At 50.1% G+C, this 24,823-nt stretch carries 21 protein-coding genes; 14 read left to right on the top strand and 7 right to left on the bottom strand.

The genetic code is table 11. From position 1 onward, the window contains the following. Positions 1-129: 129 nt before the first annotated feature. Positions 130-1,494: a nucleotide 5'-monophosphate nucleosidase PpnN gene (gene ppnN, locus HUZ68_RS17795; protein WP_000627995.1), complete on the bottom strand. Its 1,365-nt coding sequence runs from the start codon at positions 1,492-1,494 to the stop codon at positions 130-132. 111 nt (positions 1,495-1,605) lie between these two features. Further along, complete coding sequence (gene queF, locus HUZ68_RS17790) at positions 1,606-2,454, bottom strand: NADPH-dependent 7-cyano-7-deazaguanine reductase QueF (RefSeq protein WP_033814778.1); 849 nt, start codon at positions 2,452-2,454, stop codon at positions 1,606-1,608. Positions 2,455-2,521: 67 nt separating this feature from the next. On the opposite strand from queF, the gene syd reads away from it, so the two are divergent. From syd to gudD, 7 genes are all read left to right on the top strand, one after another. Further along, entirely contained in the window at positions 2,522-3,067 is a 546-nt protein-coding gene (gene syd, locus HUZ68_RS17785) for a SecY-interacting protein (protein WP_000342431.1), read from the top strand. A gap of 621 nt (positions 3,068-3,688) precedes the next feature. Then, positions 3,689-4,018, top strand: a complete 330-nt coding sequence (locus tag HUZ68_RS17780) for a YqcC family protein (RefSeq protein ID WP_000206995.1) — start codon at positions 3,689-3,691, stop codon at positions 4,016-4,018. After that, entirely contained in the window at positions 4,018-4,800 is a 783-nt protein-coding gene (gene truC / locus HUZ68_RS17775) for a tRNA pseudouridine(65) synthase TruC (RefSeq protein ID WP_000890001.1), read from the top strand. The genes HUZ68_RS17780 and truC overlap by 1 nt, the downstream gene beginning before the upstream one ends. A 17-nt stretch (positions 4,801-4,817) precedes the next feature. Next, complete coding sequence (locus HUZ68_RS17770; protein WP_000807753.1) at positions 4,818-5,267, top strand: flavodoxin; 450 nt, start codon at positions 4,818-4,820, stop codon at positions 5,265-5,267. Between the two features lie 434 nt (positions 5,268-5,701). Continuing rightward, entirely contained in the window at positions 5,702-7,054 is a 1,353-nt protein-coding gene (gene gudP, locus HUZ68_RS17765; RefSeq protein ID WP_000097082.1) for a galactarate/glucarate/glycerate transporter GudP, read from the top strand. A gap of 1 nt (position 7,055) precedes the next feature. Continuing rightward, a complete protein-coding gene (locus tag HUZ68_RS17760; protein WP_033814779.1) occupies positions 7,056-8,396 on the top strand; it encodes an enolase C-terminal domain-like protein in 1,341 nt (446 codons plus the stop codon). Positions 8,397-8,416: 20 nt separating this feature from the next. Continuing rightward, positions 8,417-9,757, top strand: a complete 1,341-nt coding sequence (gene gudD, locus HUZ68_RS17755) for a glucarate dehydratase (protein ID WP_033814780.1) — start codon at positions 8,417-8,419, stop codon at positions 9,755-9,757. Positions 9,758-9,988: 231 nt separating this feature from the next. On the opposite strand, the gene barA is transcribed toward gudD, so the two are convergent. Further along, the gene (gene barA, locus HUZ68_RS17750) at positions 9,989-12,745 is read right to left on the bottom strand and encodes a two-component sensor histidine kinase BarA (RefSeq protein ID WP_000186450.1); all 2,757 of its coding nucleotides are present in this window, start codon (positions 12,743-12,745) and stop codon (positions 9,989-9,991) included. A 56-nt stretch (positions 12,746-12,801) separates the two neighbouring features. Here barA and rlmD point away from each other — a divergent pair, with 56 nt between their 5' ends. The 7 genes from rlmD (at position 12,802) to eno (ending at position 21,159) form a co-directional block, all read left to right on the top strand. Then, positions 12,802-14,103 carry a 23S rRNA (uracil(1939)-C(5))-methyltransferase RlmD gene (gene rlmD, locus HUZ68_RS17745; protein ID WP_000046821.1) on the top strand — a complete coding sequence of 434 codons (1,302 nt, stop codon included), beginning with the start codon at positions 12,802-12,804 and terminating at the stop codon, positions 14,101-14,103. A 47-nt stretch (positions 14,104-14,150) separates the two neighbouring features. Further along, a complete protein-coding gene (gene relA / locus HUZ68_RS17740) occupies positions 14,151-16,385 on the top strand; it encodes a GTP diphosphokinase (protein WP_000226815.1) in 2,235 nt (744 codons plus the stop codon). A 77-nt stretch (positions 16,386-16,462) separates the two neighbouring features. Then, positions 16,463-16,711 (top strand): type II toxin-antitoxin system antitoxin MazE, encoded by a 249-nt coding sequence (gene mazE / locus HUZ68_RS17735; RefSeq protein WP_000581937.1) that lies wholly within the window; start codon positions 16,463-16,465, stop codon positions 16,709-16,711. Continuing rightward, entirely contained in the window at positions 16,711-17,046 is a 336-nt protein-coding gene (mazF, locus tag HUZ68_RS17730; RefSeq protein ID WP_000254738.1) for an endoribonuclease MazF, read from the top strand. The genes mazE and mazF overlap by 1 nt, the downstream gene beginning before the upstream one ends. Positions 17,047-17,116: 70 nt before the next feature. Next, a complete protein-coding gene (mazG, locus tag HUZ68_RS17725) occupies positions 17,117-17,908 on the top strand; it encodes a nucleoside triphosphate pyrophosphohydrolase (RefSeq protein ID WP_112925376.1) in 792 nt (263 codons plus the stop codon). A 227-nt stretch (positions 17,909-18,135) separates the two neighbouring features. Beyond that, positions 18,136-19,773 (top strand): glutamine hydrolyzing CTP synthase, encoded by a 1,638-nt coding sequence (pyrG, locus tag HUZ68_RS17720; RefSeq protein ID WP_000210878.1) that lies wholly within the window; start codon positions 18,136-18,138, stop codon positions 19,771-19,773. A gap of 87 nt (positions 19,774-19,860) precedes the next feature. Beyond that, positions 19,861-21,159, top strand: a complete 1,299-nt coding sequence (eno, locus tag HUZ68_RS17715) for a phosphopyruvate hydratase (RefSeq protein WP_000036723.1) — start codon at positions 19,861-19,863, stop codon at positions 21,157-21,159. 59 nt (positions 21,160-21,218) lie between these two features. Here eno and HUZ68_RS17710 read toward each other — a convergent pair whose 3' ends face one another. The 4 genes from HUZ68_RS17710 to HUZ68_RS17695 are packed head-to-tail and all read right to left on the bottom strand — an operon-like array spanning position 21,219 to position 24,790. Continuing rightward, a complete protein-coding gene (locus HUZ68_RS17710) occupies positions 21,219-22,121 on the bottom strand; it encodes a TPM domain-containing protein (protein ID WP_122988326.1) in 903 nt (300 codons plus the stop codon). Then, the gene (locus HUZ68_RS17705) at positions 22,118-23,266 is read right to left on the bottom strand and encodes a TPM domain-containing protein (RefSeq protein WP_089521045.1); all 1,149 of its coding nucleotides are present in this window, start codon (positions 23,264-23,266) and stop codon (positions 22,118-22,120) included. The genes HUZ68_RS17710 and HUZ68_RS17705 overlap by 4 nt, the downstream gene beginning before the upstream one ends. A gap of 14 nt (positions 23,267-23,280) precedes the next feature. After that, entirely contained in the window at positions 23,281-24,174 is an 894-nt protein-coding gene (locus HUZ68_RS17700; RefSeq protein ID WP_001243489.1) for a TPM domain-containing protein, read from the bottom strand. 13 nt (positions 24,175-24,187) lie between these two features. Further along, positions 24,188-24,790, bottom strand: a complete 603-nt coding sequence (locus HUZ68_RS17695) for a LemA family protein (RefSeq protein ID WP_112925374.1) — start codon at positions 24,788-24,790, stop codon at positions 24,188-24,190. Between the last annotated feature and the right edge of the window lie 33 nt (positions 24,791-24,823).

Below are 24,823 nucleotides of genomic sequence, written 5' to 3'. Positions count from 1 at the left end.
ATATTAACTGTGATGATATTTGTCGCGTGAGGGTGGTAAGAAACATTCATATAACAAATGAAATGAGTTGATGAGTAAGTGACCAAAAACGAGAAAACCCGGCAACAAACGTCACCGGGGGAGGGGAGATTAAGTGCAGATTTCGTAGCAAGGGATGTAGGCTGAGCCTGGCAACTTCATACGATGCTGGGCAACAAAACCCTGTAGCAGGTCGTCCATGCGACGCATAATCTCTTTATCGCCGTTGATTTTGTAAGGACCAAACTCTTCAATGGCGCGAATACCGACTTCTTTTACGTTACCCGCCACAATACCGGAGAACGCACGGCGCAGGTCGGCAGCCAGCACTTCAACAGGTTGATCCGGGTAAAGCTTCAGATTAGCCATATTCTCGTGAGACGGCTCAAACGGCATTTGCAAATCTGGTGCAATGCGCATTGACCAGTTAAAGCTGTAAGCGTCACCAGTGTCGCGGCGATTTTCTTTCACCAGCGGCATCGATTTTTTCATCTGACGAGCGACTTCAGCGGCGTCATCAATGATGATGCGGTAATGGCGGCGCGCGTTTTCACCCAGCGTATGCACGACAAACTCGTCCAGTACGCGGAAGTAGTCGGCGCTCTCTTTCGGGCCGGTGAGGATCAATGGTAAAACCTGATCTTTGTTGGCCGGGTTCATTAAAATTCCCAGCAAATACAGCAACTCTTCTGCCGTACCCACACCGCCAGGGAAGATAATGATGCCGTGAGCGATACGGACAAACGCTTCCAGACGTTTTTCGATATCCGGCATGATGATCAATTCGTTGACCAGCGGGTTAGGCGGTTCAGCGGCGATAATCGACGGCTCTGTCATACCAATAAAACGACTGTCTTTGTAACGCTGCTGCGCGTGTCCGACCGCAGCACCTTTCATCGGCGCTTCCATCGCTCCCGGACCACAGCCGGTGCAGATATTCAGCTCACGCAGGCCCAGCTGGTTTCCGACGCGACGGGCATACAAATACTCATTTTCGTTAATTGAGTGACCGCCCCAGCAGACCACCATATTTGGCGCTTCACCCACATGCAGCGCGCGAGCGTTACGCAAGATGGAAAAGACCAGGTTAGTGATGTGGACGGAGTTGTCGAGATTCAGGTTGGGAAAACGAACGGTATTATGGATTTGCCCGTAAACGAAGAGAATGTCTCGCAGAACCGCGAACAAGTTGGCCTGCAAAGCGCGAATAATTCGCCCATCGACAAAAGCCTCTTCCGGGGGATTAATCAGTTCCAGCTTTACGCCGCGTTCACGGCGCAAGACGTTAATATCGAAATTTTCAAAACGAGACAGCAATTCTTTGCTGTTATCGGTCAAACTACCGGAGTTCAGTACGGCAAGTGAACAGTTGCGAAACAGTTGATAGAGGTCGCTGCTGGCGGTGCGTTTAAGCATATCCACTTCCAGCTGCGACAACATATCCATGGAGCCAAGCGGGCTAATATGTGTAATCAAGAAAAACTCCTTATGGGACGAATATCGTCATTCCCTTTGATTACAATAGCCCTGCCTGATGACCTTTCACAACCTTCTGCGTGAATCCAGCACGCAAAATTGAGAAAAAATTTATTGCCGAACCAGTCTTGTGGTCGATGGGACAAAATCGCTATTACTGCGCCACGGGTTAATGTCCAGACCGCCACGACGGGTATAACGTGCGTAAACGCTCAATTTCTCTGGCTGGCAGAAGCGTAACAGGTCATTAAAGATGCGTTCCACGCACTGTTCGTGGAACTCGTTGTGATGGCGGAAAGAGACCAGGTAACGCAGCAGTTTTTCTCTGTCAATTTGGCGTCCACGATACTGAATTTGGATCGAACCCCAATCTGGTTGATGGGTGATCAGGCAGTTTGATTTCAGCAGGTGGCTGACAAGCGTCTCTTCCACTACTTTTTCACCACTGGTGGCATTCTCCAGATAGTCAGTAGTGAATTCATAGTTATCGATAGTGATATCCTGGTCATCAATGCAAGTGCCATTGAAATGACCTATCGGCTGGCCTTCCAGTTCATCAAGACGATATAACGCCACGCTAACATTACCCTGAGCGCAAGTGCTTAAGTCGCGCTCCAGCGTCTGGCGCACCTCATCCCAGTTATTAAAACGCGTCTGGTTAAAACTGTTGAGATAGAGCTTAAAACTCTTCGACTCAATCAGATTTACGCTGGTGTAATCAAGTTCAACATGACCGACAGCGACCTGCGGCAAACCTTTCGCATTCAGCCAGGAAAGTTCATACAGCGTCCAGATATCCGTACCGTGAAAAGGCAGGTTATCCGCTTTCAGACCCAGCGGGTCGCGATTCAGGCTGCGTGGAACGCCTTGCAGTAGGCTGGCGTCATAGGTATCCCGGTAATCGGTTGATTTTCCAAGAGTCAGGCCCGCAAGTGCCTGATGGTTTGCATAAGAAGACATGTTTCACCGTCATAAACCAGATAAACTAAACGACAAGTGTATCTGGTTTAAGTGAAGAGAGAAATTAGTGGACGATTTGACCGCACAAGCCCTGAAAGATTTTACTGCACGCTACTGCGATGCGTGGCATGAAGAACATAAAAGCTGGCCGTTAAGTGAGGAACTGTACGGCGTTCCTTCACCGTGCATTATTTCAACTACTGAAGATGCCGTATACTGGCAACCCCAGCCGTTTACCGGGGAACAAAATGTAAACGCGGTTGAACGCGCTTTTGATATTGTGATACAACCCACAATTCATACCTTTTATACGACTCAGTTTGCCGGGGATATGCACGCGCAGTTTGGCGATATCAAACTGACATTGCTGCAAACCTGGAGTGAAGACGACTTCCGTCGGGTGCAGGAAAATCTGATTGGTCATCTGGTGACTCAGAAAAGGCTAAAACTGCCACCCACGCTATTTATCGCGACGCTGGAAGAAGAGTTAGAGGTCATCTCGGTGTGTAATCTCTCCGGTGAAGTGTGTAAAGAGACGCTGGGAACACGTAAACGGACGCATTTAGCCTCAAATCTTGCGGAATTCCTTAATCAACTTAAGCCTCTTCTGTAATCCAAATACCCCATCTGGTTGTGAGAGATCTCTTACAGACTCTGTAGGAGATCGCCAGGAAATAAGCGAATACTTAAAAAGATAAGAATCGTTGTTTTCATTTAAAAACAACATGTTGCTTGTTAATTCCTAACTTTCATATGAAATTTTCCTTAAGGCATTGTCTGTAAGCGCCTTGTAAGACTTCGCGAAAAAGACGATTCTATCTTCGTCGACAGGGAGTCAGACAACGAAGTGAACATCAGGATGATGACACTTCTGAAGGACACACCAGGATGGTGTTTCAGGGAAAGGCTTCTGGATGAAGCGAAGAGGATGACGCAGGACGCGTTAAAGGACACCTCCAGGATGGAGAATGAGAACCGGTCAGGATGATTCGGTGGGTCAGGAAGGCCAGGGACACTTCAGGATGAAGTATCACATCGGGGTGGTGTGAGCAGGAAGCAATAGTTCAGGATGAACGATTTGCCGCAAGGCCAGAGGAAAAGTTGTCAAGGATGAGCAGGGAGCAACAAATGTAGCTGGAATGCTGCGAAACGAACCGGGAGCACTGTGAATACAGTGCTCCCTTTTTTTATTCCTGCTATCCTTCGCGGCAGTTTTTCTTATTGAGGTTGCTTTATGACCACTCATGACCGCGTTCGTCTCCAGTTGCAGGCGCTTGAAGCGTTACTGCGTGAACATCAGCACTGGCGAAACGATGAACCCCAGCCGCATCAATTTAATAGTACCCAACCGTTCTTTATGGACACCATGGAACCACTGGAGTGGTTGCAGTGGGTGCTGATCCCGCGAATGCACGATTTGTTAAATAACAACCAGCCGTTACCGGGCGCTTTTGCTGTTGCACCCTATTATGAAATGGCGCTGGCGACGGACCATCCGCAACGCGCGCTTATTCTGGCTGAGTTGGAAAAACTGGATGCTCTTTTTGCGGATGATGCGAGCTAATGCTGGAAATACTCTATCAGGATGAATGGCTGGTTGCGGTAAATAAACCCTCCGGCTGGCTGGTTCACCGTAGCTGGCTGGATCGCGACGAGAAAGTAGTGGTCATGCAAACCGTGCGTGACCAGATAGGACAGCATGTTTTTACTGCTCATCGTCTGGACCGACCAACTTCTGGTGTGTTGTTGATGGGATTATCCAGCGAGGCCGGACGGCTGCTGGCACAACAGTTTGAACAGCACCAAATCCAGAAACGTTACCATGCGATTGTGCGCGGCTGGTTGATGGAAGAAGCGGTGCTGGATTATCCACTGGTGGAAGAACTGGACAAAATCGCTGATAAATTTGCCCGCGAAGATAAAGGCCCGCAGCCAGCAGTGACGCATTATCGCGGTCTGGCGACCGTAGAAATGCCGGTAGCGACCGGACGTTACCCGACCACGCGCTACGGCCTGGTGGAACTGGAGCCGAAAACCGGACGCAAACATCAGCTTCGCCGACATCTTGCCCATTTGCGTCATCCGATTATTGGCGATAGCAAACATGGCGATTTACGCCAGAATCGCAGCGGTGCTGAGCATTTTGGTCTTCAGCGGTTAATGCTGCATGCCAGTCAGTTGTCATTGACGCATCCTTTTACTGGCGAGCCGCTGACTATTCACGCGGGCCTGGACGACACCTGGATGCAGGCGTTATCACAATTTGGCTGGCGCGGTCTGCTTCCTGAAAATGAAAGGGTTGAGTTCAGTGCGCCATCGGGTCAGGATGGAGAGATAAGTTCCTAATCCAGGGAGAAAACGGTATGGCGGAAATTGGTATTTTTGTCGGCACCATGTACGGAAATTCGCTGTTAGTGGCGGAAGAAGCAGAAGCAATTCTGACCGCACAGGGCCACAAAGCAACGGTATTTGAAGATCCTGAATTAAGCGACTGGCTGCCCTATCAGGATAAGTATGTTCTGGTGGTTACGTCCACGACCGGGCAGGGCGACCTTCCTGATAGCATTGTGCCGCTCTTTCAGGGAATCAAAGATAGTCTGGGCTTCCAGCCGAATCTGCGTTATGGCGTGATTGCGCTCGGCGACAGCAGTTATGTAAATTTCTGCAATGGCGGCAAACAGTTCGATGCCTTGTTGCAGGAACAGAGCGCTCAGCGGGTTGGCGAAATGCTGTTGATTGACGCCAGTGAGAACCCGGAACCGGAAACGGAATCAAATCCGTGGGTCGAACAGTGGGGCACGCTGTTGTCCTGATATGTTCAGCGAGCGGTAAATGTCGTTTTAGCGGTGCTGAATCGAATCTTTTCAGGCAAATGCCAGTAAAAACTGCTTCATAGCGCGGATTTTTACTGGCGTTTGCCTGGAGTCAAGCGATCCATTTCATACTCTTCTTTATTTCTTCGTTTTAACCCTTCCTTTCTTGTTCTTGTTTTCATTTCCGTGAAGTGGATTCCACCGTCCAGGGCTAATGCCAAAATCGGGCCTCATTGAACGCATTAATGTTGTGTTGTTGCACGGTGAGCCGCTATGGCGCGCTTTTTATACTGCTATTGCCAGATATAAACACGCGCCGTATTCGGCGAACGACCTATAAAAACGGCAAAAAACACCCTACGTCACCTCTGATTTCCTGGCGATGTCGCAGTCCAGAGTGAGCGTGGCTAACGCGAATTTTCAGGAGTGCAACAATGAGTTCTTTAAGTCAGGCTGCGAGCAGTGTGGAAAAACGCACGAATGCTCGTTACTGGATAGTGGTGATGTTGTTTATCGTCACATCCTTCAACTACGGTGACCGCGCTACGCTTTCTATTGCCGGTTCGGAAATGGCCAAAGATATCGGCCTTGATCCCGTGGGAATGGGCTATGTGTTCTCTGCCTTCTCATGGGCTTATGTTATCGGGCAGATCCCTGGTGGTTGGTTGCTGGATCGTTTTGGTTCAAAACGCGTTTACTTCTGGTCGATCTTTATCTGGTCGATGTTTACCTTGCTGCAAGGCTTCGTCGATATCTTTAGTGGATTCGGCATTATCGTTGCCCTGTTTACTCTGCGCTTCCTGGTCGGGCTTGCTGAAGCGCCATCTTTCCCCGGCAACAGTCGCATTGTTGCGGCCTGGTTTCCGGCGCAGGAAAGGGGAACGGCGGTGTCGATTTTTAACTCCGCTCAATACTTCGCAACGGTGATCTTCGCGCCGATTATGGGCTGGCTGACGCATGAAGTGGGCTGGTCACACGTCTTCTTCTTTATGGGCGGTCTGGGGATTGTCATCAGCTTTATCTGGTTGAAAGTCATCCACGAGCCAAATCAACATCCGGGGGTAAATCAGAAAGAGCTGGAGTACATCGCCGCGGGTGGCGCGCTGATCAATATGGATCAGCAAAACACCAAAGTTAAAGTGCCGTTCAGCGTGAAGTGGGGGCAGATCAAACAACTGCTCGGGTCACGGATGATGATCGGCGTTTATATCGGTCAGTACTGTATCAACGCCCTGACTTACTTTTTCATTACCTGGTTTCCGGTTTATCTGGTGCAGGCGCGTGGGATGTCGATTCTGAAAGCGGGCTTTGTGGCTTCCGTTCCGGCGGTTTGTGGTTTTATCGGTGGTGTGCTGGGTGGGATTATTTCCGACTGGCTGATGCGCCGCACCGGATCGCTGAACATTGCGCGTAAAACACCGATCGTAATGGGCATGTTGCTGTCGATGGTGATGGTGTTCTGCAACTACGTCAACGTTGAGTGGATGATCATCGGCTTTATGGCGCTGGCCTTCTTCGGTAAGGGCATTGGGGCGCTGGGTTGGGCAGTAATGGCAGATACCGCGCCAAAAGAGATCAGCGGTCTTTCCGGTGGCCTGTTCAACATGTTCGGTAACATTTCTGGCATCGTCACGCCAATCGCAATTGGTTATATCGTTGGCACGACTGGCTCGTTTAATGGGGCGCTGATTTATGTTGGTGTTCATGCCTTAATCGCGGTACTGAGCTACCTGGTGCTGGTGGGCGATATCAAGCGTATCGAGCTGAAACCTGTCGCGGGGCAATAAGATGACGACACAATCCAGTCCTGTTATTACTGATATGAAAGTCATTCCGGTCGCCGGACATGACAGCATGTTGCTCAATATTGGTGGTGCGCATAACGCATACTTCACCCGCAATATCGTGGTACTCACCGATAATGCCGGGCATACCGGCATTGGTGAAGCGCCGGGCGGAGAGGTGATTTATCAAACACTGGTCGAAGCTATTCCGATGGTGCTGGGCCAGGAAGTTGCGCGCCTGAATAAAGTGGTTCAGCAGGTGCATAAAGGTAATCAGGCCGCCGATTTTGATACCTTCGGTAAAGGAGCCTGGACTTTTGAATTGCGCGTTAATGCCGTGGCGGCGTTGGAAGCCGCCTTGCTTGACCTGCTAGGTAAGGCGCTGAATGTTCCGGTCTGCGAACTGTTAGGGCCAGGCAAGCAACGCGATGCTATCACCGTCCTCGGTTATCTGTTTTATATCGGTGATCGGACTAAAACCGATCTTCCTTATCTGGAAAATACACCGGGCAACCATGAGTGGTATCAGTTGCGACATCAGAAAGCGATGAACAGCGAAGCCGTTGTGCGTCTGGCGGAAGCCTCACAGGATCGCTATGGCTTTAAAGATTTCAAACTTAAGGGCGGGGTGTTACCTGGCGAGCAAGAAATCGACACTGTTCGTGCATTGAAGAAAAACTTCCCGGATGCGCGGATTACCGTTGATCCCAACGGTGCCTGGCTGCTTGATGAAGCCATTTCTTTGTGCAAAGGGCTGAATGATGTTCTTACCTATGCCGAAGATCCATGTGGCGCAGAACAGGGCTTCTCCGGACGTGAAGTGATGGCGGAGTTTCGGCGGGCGACCGGCTTGCCCGTCGCGACTAACATGATCGCCACCAACTGGCGCGAAATGGGTCATGCGGTGATGCTCAATGCGGTAGATATTCCACTTGCCGATCCGCACTTCTGGACGCTTTCCGGTGCAGTCCGTGTGGCGCAGCTTTGCGACGACTGGGGGCTGACCTGGGGCTGCCATTCCAACAACCATTTCGATATCTCTCTGGCGATGTTTACCCATGTGGGCGCGGCGGCACCGGGTAATCCTACCGCTATCGATACCCACTGGATTTGGCAGGAGGGCGATTGTCGCCTGACCCAAAATCCGCTGGAGATTAAAAACGGAAAAATTGCCGTTCCTGATGCGCCCGGTCTGGGCGTGGAACTGGACTGGGAACAGGTACAAAAGGCACATGAGGCCTATAAACGTCTGCCTGGCGGTGCGCGTAACGACGCAGGCCCGATGCAGTACCTGATCCCCGGCTGGACCTTTGACCGTAAACGTCCCGTTTTCGGCCGTCATTGATTCTGAAAAAGGACATAAATATGAGTTCTCAATTTACGACGCCTGTTGTTACTGAAATGCAGGTCATCCCGGTGGCGGGCCATGACAGTATGCTGATGAATCTGAGTGGTGCACACGCACCGTTCTTCACGCGTAATATTGTGATTATCAAAGATAATTCTGGTCACACTGGCGTAGGGGAAATTCCCGGCGGCGAGAAAATCCGTAAAACGCTGGAAGATGCGATTCCGCTGGTAGTGGGTAAAACGCTGGGTGAATACAAAAACGTTCTGACGCTGGTGCGTAATACTTTTGCCGATCGTGATGCCGACGGGCGCGGTTTGCAGACATTTGATTTGCGTACCACTATTCATGTAGTTACCGGGATAGAAGCGGCAATGCTGGATCTGCTGGGGCAGCATCTGGGGGTAAACGTGGCATCGCTGCTGGGCGATGGTCAACAGCGTAGCGAAGTCGAAATGCTCGGTTATCTGTTCTTCGTCGGTAATCGCAAAGCCACACCGCTGCCGTATCAAAGCCAGCCGGATGACTCATGCGACTGGTATCGCCTGCGTCATGAAGAAGCGATGACGCCGGATGCGGTGGTGCGCCTGGCGGAAGCGGCGTATGAAAAATATGGTTTCAACGATTTCAAACTGAAAGGCGGTGTACTGGCCGGGGAAGAAGAAGCCGAGTCTATTGTGGCACTGGCGCAACGCTTCCCGCAGGCGCGTATTACGCTCGATCCTAACGGTGCCTGGTCGCTGAACGAAGCGATTAAAATTGGTAAATACCTGAAAGGTTCGCTGGCTTATGCAGAAGATCCGTGTGGTGCGGAGCAAGGTTTCTCCGGGCGTGAAGTGATGGCAGAGTTCCGTCGCGCGACTGGCCTGCCGACTGCAACCAATATGATCGCCACCGACTGGCGGCAGATGGGCCATACGCTCTCGTTACAATCCGTTGATATCCCGCTGGCGGATCCGCATTTCTGGACAATGCAAGGTTCGGTACGTGTGGCGCAAATGTGCCATGAATTTGGCCTGACCTGGGGTTCACACTCTAACAACCACTTCGATATTTCCCTGGCGATGTTTACCCATGTTGCCGCCGCTGCACCGGGTAAAATTACTGCTATTGATACGCACTGGATTTGGCAGGAAGGCAATCAGCGCCTGACCAAAGAACCGTTTGAGATCAAAGGCGGGCTGCTACAGGTGCCAGAAAAACCGGGGCTGGGTGTAGAAATCGATATGGATCAAGTGATGAAAGCCCATGAGCTGTATCAGAAACACGGGCTTGGCGCGCGTGACGATGCGATGGGAATGCAGTATCTGATTCCTGGCTGGACGTTCGATAACAAGCGCCCGTGCATGGTGCGTTAAGACAGAAAACCAAAACCGGCTCTATCTGGAGCCGGTTTGAGACTGATGCTAAACGCAAAATAGCCTGTTGTGCTATGTATCAGGTCTACATCATTTTTTAATTCATTGAATTTAATTGGTTTTGTAGGCCGGATAAGGCGTTAACGCCGCATCCGGCATAAACACAGGCACTTTGTCACCAATCTGAAACCAGCTTCATAAAAAGCCGATTGCTACTCGACAAGACGTCCATTACCCGAGAATTTTGCTGGCTTCGCGCGCCACATTATCCATCTCGTCCAACAGTTCCAGTAGCTCCGGCTCCAAATCTTCTTCTTTAGTACCGCTTCGTAGCTGTTGTTCGATAAGTTGGCAGAGATTCTTCATACGCGGCACACCGCTATAGCCGCAACTGCCATGCAGTTTATGAATCAAATCAACCAGGCCTTCCGGGTTTTCTCCAACCAGCTGTTCCTCAACTTTGTTGCGAACTTCAGGCAGGAAATCGAGTAACATTTGCAGCATATCGCGCGCTAAATCGGTTTTTCCTGCTGCCTGGCGTAGTGCCAGTTGCCAGTCGAGGGTCGCATTCGGGTTCACCACAATTTCGTTGACTTCGGGCGTCACGACGCGAGACGAAATACCGCTGCCAGGCTTGTAGCGCAACAACAAATTATGCAATCGCTCTTCTTCAATCGGTTTCGCCAGATAATCGCTCATCCCTGCGCCAAGCAGCTTCTCTTTTTGCCCGGCCATTGCATGCGCCGTTACCGCGATAACCGGCGTTTGTTGCTGATGGGGGAGCTGGTGGATGAGCTCGCAGGCCCGAATGCCATCCATGTCAGGCATTTGAATATCCATTAAGATCAAATCGAACGGCATCTGTTTCGCCCGTTCAACCGCCTGATGCCCGCTATCGCAAAGTTCCACATGTTGCACCATATCTTCCAGCAATGCGCCGATAAGTTTCAGGTTAGCGGGGTTGTCATCAACCGCCATGACTGTCATTGCCAGCTTACTTTCATCGGTTACAGGCAAAAGCGTGTTTTGTTTGTGATGACAAAATTCCGTCAGGGCAGGCAACAGGCGCGTAGGTGTTAATGGTTTCAGCAGACACGCGCCGATACCATCTTGCTTGAGTTTTTCAGCATTGACTTGTGCATGGCAAGGAAGTGCCAGCATCAGGAAATCGGTCATCGATACCGCTTTCGCTAATCGCTCATGTTGCATTGTTAACGGCTCGCGGAAGGTCACCGCGATGCCTAACAACATCATGTCGTAATGAGCGGGAGGCAGCGCGGAGAACGTTGGGCTATAAACCACTTCCAGCGGCGTTTCACTTAAAATATCCAGCGTGCATTGCGCTGCTGCGGAGTTTGGTTCGACATAGGCCAGGCGTTTACCGGCGAGGCACTGGGTGGATGGCCCTTCAATAATAATGTTCGGGTTCAGATCGAGATTAATGTGGAACCAGAAAGTTGAACCGCGATTCGGCTGGCTATGGAACGAAATATCGCCGCCCATTTCATTAACCAGTTTTTGTGTAATCACCAGCCCCAGCCCGGTGCCACCATGACGGCGGGAAATACTGGCATCAGCCTGTCGGAAGGCCTGGAATAAGCGCGATTGATCGCGTTCAGGAATACCAATGCCGGTATCCCGAATCTGCACTTCAATCTGCACTTTGGTATTACTCAGCGCACGTTTTTCTACCAGAATATCAATGTTGCCATTCTCGGTGAATTTAATTGCATTCCCCACCAGGTTAGTGATGATTTGCTGTAATCGCAGTGGGTCGCCGATCACGTTATCAGGCACGTCGCTTTTAATATTGAGCGTCAGTTCCAGCCCTTTATCGTGAGAAGAATGTGCCAGCAGAGTAACGACTTCATCCAGCGTGCTGCGTAGTGGGAATGGAATACTTTCCAGAATCAGCTTACCTGCTTCCAGTTTCGAGAAGTCGAGAACATCATTAATAATTGCCAGCAAATTATTTGCCGAACGTTCAATCGTATTCAGGTGATCGCGCTGCGTTGGTGTTAATTCTGTTTTCAGCGTCAGGCGGGTAAAGCCAATAACACCATTCAGTGGTGTACGCAGCTCGTGTGACATATTTGCCAGAAACTCGGATTTAATACGCGCCGCTTCCTGGGCGCGCTTTTTCGCCAGATCCAACTCAACGTTCTGAATTTCCATCTGCTCCAGCGTTTCACGCAGATCGGACGTCGCCTGGTCGATATTGTGCTGCATCTCTTCGTGATAAGCAGCCAGCGACATTGCCATCGAGTTGATACCGTTTTTCAGCATATCCAGCTCGCCGAGCATAAATCCTTCTACTCGGCTGTCGAGTTGCCCGCGACGGATGCGGTCGACGGTATTCACCATGTTGCGAATCGGACCGGTTACATCGCGCATTAAGCGCCAGCCAAAAATAAGCGCAATACCGATACAAAACAGCATCATCACGCTGGAAATAAAGATCTCTTTATATTGCTGCAAGCGAACCGATTTAAGATCCAGCTCAAGCGCAATATATCCCAACATATTTTGACTATTTTTGGCATCGCTACTGGGCGATTCGTCGGGGGAGTAACTCTCAGAAATAATCGGCGTGCGCAGGATCATAATATCGCCGTCACGAGTGACAGTGAGCTGGCGAGGAAACGGCACGTTGCTGCCGAGCTGCATTGATGAGGGATCAAGATGAAAATTGGAGGTGACAAAGAGTCGGTTATTTTCATCATAAACCGAAATCGCGCGAACAATATCGGAATGGCGACGATGCAGTACGCTTATTAACTGACCGATAGATTCGCGATTTTGCAGGCTCATGCCATATTCAGTAGAAACTGCAAGCGGCTCAATAATGCTGGCACCGGCATCTTCCAGTTGACGCTGCAAGTCGTTATAGCGATGCACGACGAAAAAGATACTCAGCAATAAACCAATAAGGACGGTCGGTGCCAGGATCAGAATCATCATGCGTGCGCGCAGGCTGTAGTTGGTCATGGAGTTCCGTTATGGGACAATTAAGGTCACACTGTTAAATTGAGAAAGTCTCGCCAATGGCGCAATTCTACTCTGCAAAACGACGCACGACGACGCGTCAGATCATAACCGTTTCAGTCAACGACCTCGACTCTTTTGGTCAGGGCGTGGCGCGACATAACGGCAAAACGCTATTTATCCCCGGATTATTGCCGCAGGAAAACGCGGAAGTTACTGTTACTGAAGATAAAAAACAGTATGCCCGCGCTAAAGTCGTACGCCGGTTAAGCGATAGCCCGGAACGCGAAACGCCACGCTGTCCTCATTTTGGCGTATGCGGCGGCTGTCAGCAACAACACGCCAGCGTGGATTTACAGCAGCGAAGCAAAAGTGCGGCACTCGCCCGATTAATGAAACACGAAGTCTCTGAAGTGATCGCCGATGTTCCCTGGGGCTATCGCCGTCGCGCGCGTTTAAGTCTGAACTACTTACCGAAAACACAGCAACTTCAGATGGGGTTTCGCAAAGCGGGCTCCAGTGACATTGTCGACGTTAAACAATGCCCCATTTTAGTGCCCCAACTTGAAGCATTGCTGCCTAAAGTCAGGGCATGCCTGGGCAGCTTACAAGCTATGCGCCATCTTGGTCATGTTGAACTGGTACAGGCAACCAGCGGCACGCTGATGATTTTGCGCCATACCGCACCGCTAAGTTCGGCAGATCGCGAAAAACTGGAACGCTTTTCGCATTCTGAAGGCCTGGATCTGTATCTCGCCCCCGATAGTGAGATACTCGAAACCGTCTCTGGTGAGATGCCCTGGTATGACTCAAACGGGTTGCGCTTAACTTTTAGCCCGCGCGATTTTATTCAGGTCAATGCGGGTGTGAACCAAAAAATGGTAGCGCGTGCGTTGGAATGGCTGGATGTGCAACCTGAAGATCGCGTACTGGATCTGTTCTGTGGTATGGGCAACTTTACACTGCCATTGGCGACACAAGCAGCCAGTGTCGTGGGTGTAGAAGGTGTTCCGGCGCTGGTGGAAAAAGGCCAGCAGAATGCGCGTCTTAATGGCTTACAGAATGTGACGTTTTATCATGAAAATCTTGAAGAAGATGTCACAAAGCAGCCGTGGGCGAAAAACGGCTTCGATAAAGTGTTGCTGGACCCCGCGCGAGCAGGTGCCGCAGGTGTTATGCAGCAAATTATAAAACTGGAACCTATTCGTATAGTTTATGTATCCTGTAACCCTGCAACGCTGGCTCGGGATAGCGAAGCGTTATTAAAAGCAGGATATACCATTGCGCGACTGGCGATGCTGGATATGTTCCCACACACGGGACATCTGGAATCGATGGTACTTTTCTCGCGCGTTAAATAGTTACGATTTGCCGATTTCGGCAGGTCTGGTCCCTAAAGGAGAGGACGATGGTTGCGGTAAGAAGTGCACATATCAATAAGGCTGGTGAATTTGATCCGGAAAAATGGATCGCAAGTCTGGGTATTACCAGCCAGAAGTCGTGTGAGTGCTTAGCCGAAACCTGGGCGTATTGTCTGCAACAGACGCAGGGGCATCCGGATGCCAGTCTGTTATTGTGGCGTGGTGTTGAGATGGTGGAGATCCTCTCGACATTAAGTATGGACATTGACACGCTGCGGGCGGCGCTGCTTTTCCCTCTGGCGGATGCCAACGTAGTCAGCGAAGATGTGCTGCGTGAGAGCGTCGGTAAGTCGGTCGTTAACCTTATTCACGGCGTGCGTGATATGGCGGCGATCCGCCAGCTGAAAGCGACGCACACTGATTCTGTTTCCTCCGAACAGGTCGATAACGTTCGCCGGATGTTATTGGCGATGGTCGATGATTTTCGCTGCGTGGTCATCAAACTGGCGGAGCGTATTGCTCATCTGCGTGAAGTAAAAGATGCGCCGGAAGATGAACGCGTACTGGCGGCAAAAGAGTGCACCAATATCTACGCGCCGTTGGCAAACCGTCTTGGGATTGGGCAACTGAAATGGGAGCTGGAAGATTACTGCTTCCGTTATCTCCACCCGACCGAATACAAACGCATCGCAAAACTGTTGCATGAACGCCGTCTCGACCGCGAACACTATATCGAAGAGTTTGTCGGTCATCTGCGCGCTGAGATGAAAGCTGAAGGCGTTAAAGCTGAAGTGTATGGTCGTCCGAAACACATCTACAGCATCTGGCGCAAAATGCAGAAAAAGAACCTCGCCTTCGATGAGCTGTTTGATGTGCGTGCGGTACGTATTGTCGCCGAGCGTTTACAGGATTGTTATGCCGCACTGGGGATAGTGCACACTCACTATCGCCACCTGCCGGATGAGTTTGACGATTACGTCGCTAACCCGAAACCAAACGGTTATCAGTCTATTCATACCGTGGTTCTGGGGCCGGGTGGAAAAACCGTTGAGATCCAAATCCGCACCAAACAGATGCATGAAGATGCAGAGTTGGGTGTTGCTGCGCACTGGAAATATAAAGAGGGCGCGGCTGCTGGCGGCGCACGTTCGGGACATGAAGACCGGATTGCCTGGCTGCGTAAACTGATTGCGTGGCAGGAAGAGATGGCTGATTCCGGCGAAATGCTCGACGAAGTACGTAGTCAGGTGTTTGACGACCGGGTGTATGTCTTTACGCCGAAAGGTGATGTCGTTGATTTGCCTGCGGGATCAACGCCGCTGGACTTCGCTTACCACATCCACAGTGATGTCGGACACCGCTGCATCGGGGCAAAAATTGGCGGGCGCATTGTGCCGTTCACCTACCAGCTGCAAATGGGCGACCAGATTGAAATTATCACCCAGAAACAGCCGAACCCCAGCCGTGACTGGTTAAACCCAAACCTCGGTTACGTCACAACCAGCCGTGGGCGTTCGAAAATTCACGCCTGGTTCCGTAAACAGGACCGTGACAAAAACATTCTGGCTGGGCGGCAAATCCTTGACGACGAGCTGGAACATCTGGGGATCAGCCTGAAAGAAGCAGAAAAACATCTGCTGCCGCGTTACAACTTCAATGATGTCGACGAGTTGCTGGCGGCGATTGGTGGCGGGGATATCCGTCTCAATCAGATGGTGAACTTCCTGCAATCGCAATTTAATAAGCCGAGTGCCGAAGAGCAGGACGCCGCCGCGCTGAAACAGCTTCAGCAAAAAAGCTACACACCGCAAAACCGCAGTAAAGATAACGGTCGCGTGGTAGTCGAAGGTGTTGGCAACCTGATGCACCACATCGCGCGTTGCTGCCAGCCGATTCCTGGAGATGAGATTGTCGGCTTCATAACCCAGGGGCGCGGTATTTCAGTACACCGCGCCGATTGCGAACAACTGGCGGAACTGCGCTCCCATGCGCCAGAACGCATTGTTGACGCGGTATGGGGCGAGAGCTACTCCGCCGGATATTCGCTGGTGGTCCGCGTGGTGGCTAATGATCGTAGTGGGTTGTTACGTGATATCACGACCATTCTCGCCAATGAAAAGGTGAACGTACTTGGCGTTGCCAGCCGTAGCGACACCAAACAGCAACTGGCGACCATCGACATGACCATTGAGATTTACAACCTGCAGGTGCTGGGTCGCGTGCTGGGTAAACTCAACCAGGTGCCGGATGTTATCGACGCGCGTCGGTTGCACGGGAGTTAGGCAGAAATTTGCTCGTATCTACAATGTAGATTGATATATACTGTATCTACATATGATAGCGGTTTGAGGAAAGGGTTATGATCCACAGTAGCGTAAAGCGTTGGGGAAATTCACCGGCGGTGCGGATCCCGGCTACGTTAATGCAGGCGCTCAATCTGAATATTGATGATGAAGTGAAGATTGACTTGGTGGATGGCAAATTAATTATTGAGCCAGTGCGTAAAGAGCCCGTATTTACGCTTGCTGAACTGGTCAACGACATCACGCCGGAAAACCTCCACGAGAATATCGACTGGGGAGAGCCGAAAGATAAGGAAGTCTGGTAATGGTAAGCCGATACGTACCCGATATGGGCGATCTGATTTGGGTTGATTTTGACCCGACAAAAGGTAGCGAGCAAGCCGGACATCGTCCGGCTGTTGTCCTGAGTCCGTTCATGTACAACAACAAAACAGGTATGTGTCTGTGTGTTCCTTGTACAACGCAATCAAAAGGATATCCGTTCGAAGTTGTTTTATCCGGTCAGGAACGTGATGGCGTAGCGTTAGCTGATCAGGTAAAAAGTATCGCCTGGCGGGCAAGAGGAGCAACGAAGAAAGGAACGGTTGCCCCAGAGGAATTACAACTCATTAAAGCCAAAATTAACGTACTGATTGGGTAGTGTTACTAACTCACTTCTATTCTGGTCACAGGTTTCCACCTGACGGACCCGCAATTTTCAGGACATTCTAATGAATCAAATCGACCGTTTGCTCACTATTATGCAGCGCCTGCGCGACCCGGAAAACGGCTGCCCGTGGGATAAAGAGCAGACATTTGCCACCATTGCGCCTTACACCCTTGAAGAAACCTACGAAGTGCTGGACGCCATCGCCCGTGAAGATTTTGACGATCTGCGCGGTGAACTCGGCGATCTGCTGTTCCAGGTGGTGTTTTACGCCCAAATGGCTCAGGAAGAAGGGCGCTTTGACTTTAATGATATTTGCGCTGCGATTAGCGATAAATTAGAGCGTCGCCATCCGCATGTTTTTGCTGACGGTTCTGCCGAAAACAGTAGTGAAGTGCTTGCCCGTTGGGAGCAAATCAAAACCGAAGAGCGCGCGCAGAAAGCGCAGCATTCGGCGCTGGACGATATTCCTCGTAGTTTACCGGCTTTAATGCGTGCGCAAAAAATCCAGAAACGTTGCGCCAACGTTGGCTTCGATTGGACGACGCTTGGTCCGGTAGTCGATAAAGTCTACGAAGAGATCGACGAGGTGATGTACGAAGCGCGGCAGGCTGTTGTCGACCAGGCTAAACTGGAGGAGGAAATGGGGGACCTGCTGTTTGCCACGGTCAATCTGGCTCGTCATTTAGGGACAAAAGCGGAAATCGCATTGCAAAAAGCGAACGAAAAATTCGAGCGTCGTTTTCGCGAAGTGGAGCGTATTGTTGCCGCGCGTGGACTGGAAATGACAGGTGTTGACCTCGAAACAATGGAAGAAGTCTGGCAACAGGTAAAACGGCAGGAAATTGATCTCTAAGGGAATTACGCGGTCAAGCGCCATTTGTGTCATTTTTTAAATGACAAGCGCTTGATTTGCGTCAAAAACATTTACCCCAAAGGGGCTATTTTCTCACTCCTGATTTCAATAGTGCGCTGGCGAAGAGGAGGGATAATGAAAGTTTGTGGCACAGGTCATGTTCGGGTATACTGCTTTCCCGTCCTGGTTATTCCATCGTCTTTTCAACCTAACTTCTCAGGTTCAGCATGACAACGAACTATATTTTTGTGACCGGCGGGGTCGTATCCTCTCTGGGTAAAGGCATTGCCGCAGCCTCCCTCGCAGCCATTCTTGAAGCCCGTGGCCTCAATGTGACCATCATGAAACTGGATCCGTACATCAACGTCGATCCAGGTACTATGAGCCCAATCCAACACGGGGAAGTGTTCGTTACTGAAGACGGCGCTGAAACCGACCTGGACCTGGGGCACTACGAGCGTTTCATCCGTACCAAAATGAGCCGCCGCAACAACTTCACCACGGGTCGTATCTACTCTGACGTTCTGCGTAAAGAACGCCGCGGTGACTACCTCGGCGCAACCGTACAGGTTATTCCGCACATCACTAACGCAATCAAAGAGCGCGTGCTGGAAGGTGGCGAAGGTCATGACGTAGTACTGGTAGAAATCGGCGGTACAGTAGGTGATATCGAATCCCTGCCGTTCCTCGAAGCGATTCGCCAGATGGCTGTTGAAATTGGCCGTGAGCACACTCTGTTTATGCACCTGACGCTGGTGCCGTACATGGCAGCGTCTGGTGAAGTCAAAACCAAACCGACTCAGCACTCTGTAAAAGAGCTGCTCTCCATCGGTATCCAGCCTGACATCCTGATTTGTCGTTCAGATCGCGCCGTTCCGGCGAACGAACGTGCGAAGATTGCATTGTTCTGTAATGTTCCGGAAAAAGCGGTTATTTCTCTGAAAGACGTCGATTCCATCTATAAAATTCCGGGCCTGTTGAAATCTCAGGGGCTGGACGATTATATTTGTAAACGATTCAGCTTAAACTGCCCGGAAGCAAATCTGTCCGAATGGGAACAGGTTATCTTCGAAGAAGCGAATCCGGTAAGTGAAGTCACCATTGGTATGGTCGGCAAGTACATTGAACTGCCGGACGCTTACAAATCCGTGATTGAAGCACTGAAACACGGTGGGCTGAAGAATCGTGTCAGCGTCAACATCAAACTGATCGATTCACAAGATGTTGAAACGCGCGGCGTTGAAATCCTTAAAGGTCTGGACGCAATCCTCGTACCTGGCGGTTTCGGCTATCGTGGCGTAGAAGGCATGATTACGACCGCGCGTTTTGCGCGTGAGAACAATATTCCTTATCTGGGCATTTGCCTGGGTATGCAGGTGGCGTTAATTGATTACGCTCGCCATGTTGCCAACATGGAGAACGCCAACTCTACGGAATTTGTGCCAGACTGTAAGTACCCGGTTGTGGCGCTGATTACCGAGTGGCGCGATGAAAACGGCAACGTTGAAGTTCGTAGCGAGAAGAGCGATCTCGGCGGTACCATGCGTCTCGGCGCACAGCAGTGCCAGTTGGTTGACGATAGCCTGGTTCGCCAGCTGTACAATGCGCCGACAATTGTTGAGCGTCATCGTCACCGTTACGAAGTCAACAACATGCTGTTGAAACAGATTGAAGATGCAGGTCTGCGCGTTGCGGGCCGTTCCGGGGATGATCAGTTGGTCGAGATCATCGAAGTTCCGAATCACCCGTGGTTCGTGGCTTGCCAGTTCCATCCGGAGTTTACTTCTACTCCACGTGATGGTCACCCGCTGTTTGCAGGCTTTGTGAAAGCCGCCAGCGAGTTCCAGAAACGTCAGGCGAAGTAAGTAAAAAAGTTAGAACGGCAACGCGTACCCTGGGTACGCGTTGTTTGTCTGGAGTTTCAGTTTAACTAGTGACTTGAGGAAAACCTAATGTCCAAAATCGTAAAAATCATCGGTCGTGAAATCATCGACTCCCGTGGTAACCCGACTGTTGAAGCCGAAGTACATCTGGAGGGTGGTTTCGTCGGTATGGCAGCTGCTCCGTCAGGTGCTTCTACTGGTTCCCGTGAAGCTCTGGAACTGCGCGATGGCGACAAATCCCGTTTCCTGGGTAAAGGCGTAACCAAAGCTGTTGCTGCGGTAAACGGCCCGATCGCTCAGGCGCTGATTGGCAAAGATGCTAAAGATCAGGCTGGCATTGACAAGATCATGATCGACCTGGACGGCACCGAAAACAAATCCAAATTCGGCGCGAACGCAATCCTGGCTGTATCTCTGGCTAACGCCAAAGCTGCTGCAGCTGCTAAAGGTATGCCGCTGTACGAGCACATCGCTGAACTGAACGGCACTCCGGGCAAATACTCCATGCCGGTTCCGATGATGAACATCATCAACGGTGGTGAGCACGCTGACAACAACGTTGATATCCAGGAATTCATGATTCAGCCGGTTGGCGCGAAAACTGTGAAAGAAGCCATCCGCATGGGTTCTGAAGTTTTCCATCACCTGGCAAAAGTTCTGAAAGCGAAAGGCATGAACACTGCTGTTGGTGACGAAGGTGGCTATGCGCCGAACCTGGGTTCCAACGCTGAAGCTCTGGCTGTTATCGCTGAAGCTGTTAAAGCTGCTGGTTATGAACTGGGCAAAGACATCACTCTGGCGATGGACTGCGCAGCTTCTGAATTCTACAAAGACGGTAAATACGTTCTGGCTGGCGAAGGCAACAAAGCGTTCACCTCTGAAGAATTCACTCACTTCCTGGAAGAACTGACCAAACAGTACCCGATCGTTTCTATCGAAGACGGTCTGGACGAATCTGACTGGGACGGTTTCGCATACCAGACCAAAGTTCTGGGCGACAAAATCCAGCTGGTTGGTGACGACCTGTTCGTAACCAACACCAAGATCCTGAAAGAAGGTATCGAAAAAGGTATCGCTAACTCCATCCTGATCAAATTCAACCAGATCGGTTCTCTGACCGAAACTCTGGCTGCAATCAAGATGGCGAAAGATGCTGGCTACACTGCAGTTATCTCTCACCGTTCTGGCGAAACTGAAGACGCTACCATCGCTGACCTGGCTGTTGGTACTGCTGCAGGCCAGATCAAAACTGGTTCTATGAGCCGTTCTGACCGTGTTGCTAAATACAACCAGCTGATTCGTATCGAAGAAGCTCTGGGCGAAAAAGCACCGTACAACGGTCGTAAAGAGATCAAAGGCCAGGCATAAGACTGACTTTATCTGATTTAAAAATGCCAGCCTCCGGGCTGGCATTTTTTATGGTTGAGTTACCAGCGGCCGGATGCGCCGCCACCTCCAGAAGAACCGCCCCCGCCGCTAAATCCGCCGCCACTTGAGCCTCCACCGGAAGAGGATGAAGAAGAACCTTTTCTTAAAGCTCTTTCTTTACTGAGTTTTTTGTATTTGGCGCGTAGCTTTTTATTGACGATAAGCCAAAAAATAACCAGTGGTACGATCGCAAAAGGCGTTAACATACCGCAGGCAACGATTAAATTGGTCCATGGTCCTGGCTCGGCAACATAGAGGAATACCATCCCGTAAATGGCGCCAGTGAGAGTGATCCAGGGTAAATTCGACGGATCGGTAAAAACAATAAAATATGAAAGTACCGCCAGCAATATAATTACAGCAAGCGATAATGGAATAGGGGGATTGATACTGTAATAATCCCCCCTGTCTTCCGGTAATTCACCATTCAACAGAAGTGCGCCGATATTTTCGCTTGCCAGTGTTAATCCACCCATCAGGTCATCACTTTTGAAGGCAGGGATCAATATATCCCTGATAATCTTCGCCGCTTGCAGGTCGGTAACCACCCCTTCCAGCCCGTAGCCAACCTCAATACGAACAGCATGATCCTCCCAGGCAACCAGAAGTAAAATACCATCGTTTCTCTGCTTATCTCCCAGTTTCCAGCTATCAAAAACCCTTGTAGCATATTGTTCAATGGAATCGTCTCCGGTGGACGGCACTACTAATACAGCGACCTGCGCCCGTGTTTTATGTGTAATATCCTGCAGTTGCTGTGTCAGTGATTGTTGTTCAGAAGTGCTTAACGTACCAGTAATATCGGTCACCTGTTGGCGCAGTTCCGGCACAGCAATTTGCTGGGCAAGCCCAGGAAGGCACCACAAAGTGAATAGAATAAAGATTAAGCGCATTACGATCACCAACGGCCGGATGAACCGCCGCCTCCTGAAGAACCGCCACCACCGCGGAAAGAATTTCTCGACGAAGAGCGAGAATGAGCATTACGATTCCCCGTTTTCCTGTTGCTTTTTTCTCCTGACCCCAGCTTAAGATTGCCAGTAAATTTGGCCACAATGATCAGCAGAACGATGCCAGCAATGGTTATTGGGCCGATAAAATGATCAATTAACCCAATAATTGTTGAGATGAATGCAATATCTTTATTACTGGCGAACACCAGGCACCATCCCACAATAATTATCAGCATCATGACAAACAATGAATTTCGTCCTGATTCACGAACCTGCGGAGTCTTCTTTTGTTTTTTCACTTTAGAGTTTTTATTTTTTGGGGTCAGCATCATAGGAAATACGCGGCACATATTAAAAACTACCGCGAGACGCTGCTTGCAGGTTGTTGCTAACAATAAACTAAAACAAACGACCGATACCCGCCGAATGATGACATCGTCCTGAAAGGAGAAAAACCAGACCATAGGGGTAATCATCGATATCATCCATATGCCACGCCGTGGGCGGCTGGCAAATCGCCAGAGGACAACGATGGCAACGATCATCAGCAGTGTCCAGGCAAGACATGGCAGCGAACGTTGCGGATTAGCAAACAGATGATTGGCTAAAGCATCCAAAGGGCTAAGGTTCGCTTTGATATGGGTAAACTGTGCGATGCTTTCAATTCCGCCCGTTAATCCAGCAAAGAGATTGTTTTTTTCGAATTCTGGCTGCATATGGTAACGAACAATTTGCGCAGCTTGTTCCGGCGGCAACATCTCTTCCAGTCCATGTCCAATCTTCATTGACGCCAGCCCTTCCGGCCATACGACGAGAATTAAGATACCTTCGCCATATTGCTTCTCTCCAACGGGTTTCCAGTGATATACCCCGTATCTCTGCGAGGCTGCAAGTTTAATGTTTTTGCCCCCTGTGGTCGGCGTAACCAACACGGCCACCTGGAAGTGGTTTTGCTGCTCGAGAGTCTGTAATTGTTGAGTTAAAGCAGTTTGTTCTTCTGTCGTTAATGTCCCGGTTAAGTCAGTCACTGAAGGCAATCGTTCAGCGAATACCTGAAAACCGCATAGCATCAGAAGTAAGAGAAAAATACGCATATCAATTCCTTTTGTTACCAGCGCCCGGAAGCGCCACCGCCACCAGATGAACCGCCACCACCGCTAAAATTGTCATTGTCGAATGAAGAGGATGACGATGATGAATAGTGGGAGGAAGAATTGCTTCTTGTATGGCGTGATGGCTGGTTGGCATCACGCATCAAATCCCGAACTTTTTTGCCGAAGGGGGTAAAAGCGATGGCGACAGCCAGAAACGGTGTGGCGAAGCAGAGTAATGTTGCGAGTACTCCCCAGCTTCCGCTGAAGCCTGCTATAGGTAAAACAAAGGCCAGTACAATAGCTGCGAAGCAAATTACTCCCAGCGTTTTGATATATCCTCTGGCAGAAATAAACGTCAGTACTATCGCCCAGACTAACAAAGCCCACCAACCGCTAAAGGGCAAAGGGTGATCGGTCGGTGTTATCGTTGCTAAATTATTCCCCGTCAGACGACTTTCAATATCGCTGATTCCCTTTTGCAAACCACCAGCCAGGTCGCCTTTTTTAAATGCAGGAATAATACTGTTGCGAATAATTTTCCCGGACTGCGCATCCGTAATAATACCTTCCAGTCCGTAACCGATTTCAATACGCACGGTATGATCCTGCCAGGCGACTAACAGTAGAACGCCATCATCGCGGTCTTTATCACCCGGTTTCCAGCTATCGAATACCCGCGTCGCGTACTGCTCGATGGTTTCATCGCCTGTTGTTTCAACCACTAACACGACCAACTGTGCGTAGTTTTTTTGCGTCAGGGCTTTAATCTGGTTGGTCAGGGTGTTTACTTCGCTGTTTGTTAATGTGCCGGTTAAGTCATTCACATACTTGGGTGATTCAGGTACTGGAATTTGTGTGGCAAACACAGATGAACAGAAGAAAGCCATAAGGAAGATAAAATTTCGCATAGAACTTCCCCGCTTAATGAGCATTAGCATTCTGGCTAAAATCTATTGTTGGGGCTTTACTTACTGCGGCGACATCATCCGGCAAATAATTTTTCTTTGGTGTGTAATCCATGACCTTTGCGGTTAATACAGCGGGGAATTTGCGGATAGTGACATTATATTGTTCAATGGCTTTAATATATCTTCCTCGCGCAACGGCAATTCTATTTTCACTTCCTTCGAGCTGTACCATTAAGTTTTGATAGAGCTCTTGAGCCTTTAACTCAGGGTAACGCTCACTAATTATCGTTAACTGACCGAGAGTGCGAGTCACCTGCGCCTGGGCCTGTTGCCAGGCTTGTAATTTTTGTGCATCTCCGGGAGCTTGCTGAAGATCGCTGCTGGCGCGATTAGCCTGGCTACGAGCCAATGTTACGGCTTCCAGTACATCTCGTTCATGGCTGGAATAACCTTTAATGCTGGCGACAAGATTAGGAATAAGATCGGCGCGACGTTGATATTGATTTAATACCTCAGACCAGGAGGCGTTAACCTGCTCATCATAGGTTTGAATATCGTTATATCCACAGCCTGATAAATTGAAAATAAATATAATTACGATGAATATCCTGAGCATGTTTAAATCCTTTTTCATTAACTCCTTAAAACA

The organism is Shigella dysenteriae (assembly GCF_022354085.1).
In the GTDB taxonomy this organism is placed as follows: Bacteria; Pseudomonadota; Gammaproteobacteria; order Enterobacterales; family Enterobacteriaceae; genus Escherichia; species Escherichia coli.
Note: the sequence above shows the minus strand (reverse complement) of the source record. Positions and strands in the feature narration are given on the sequence as shown.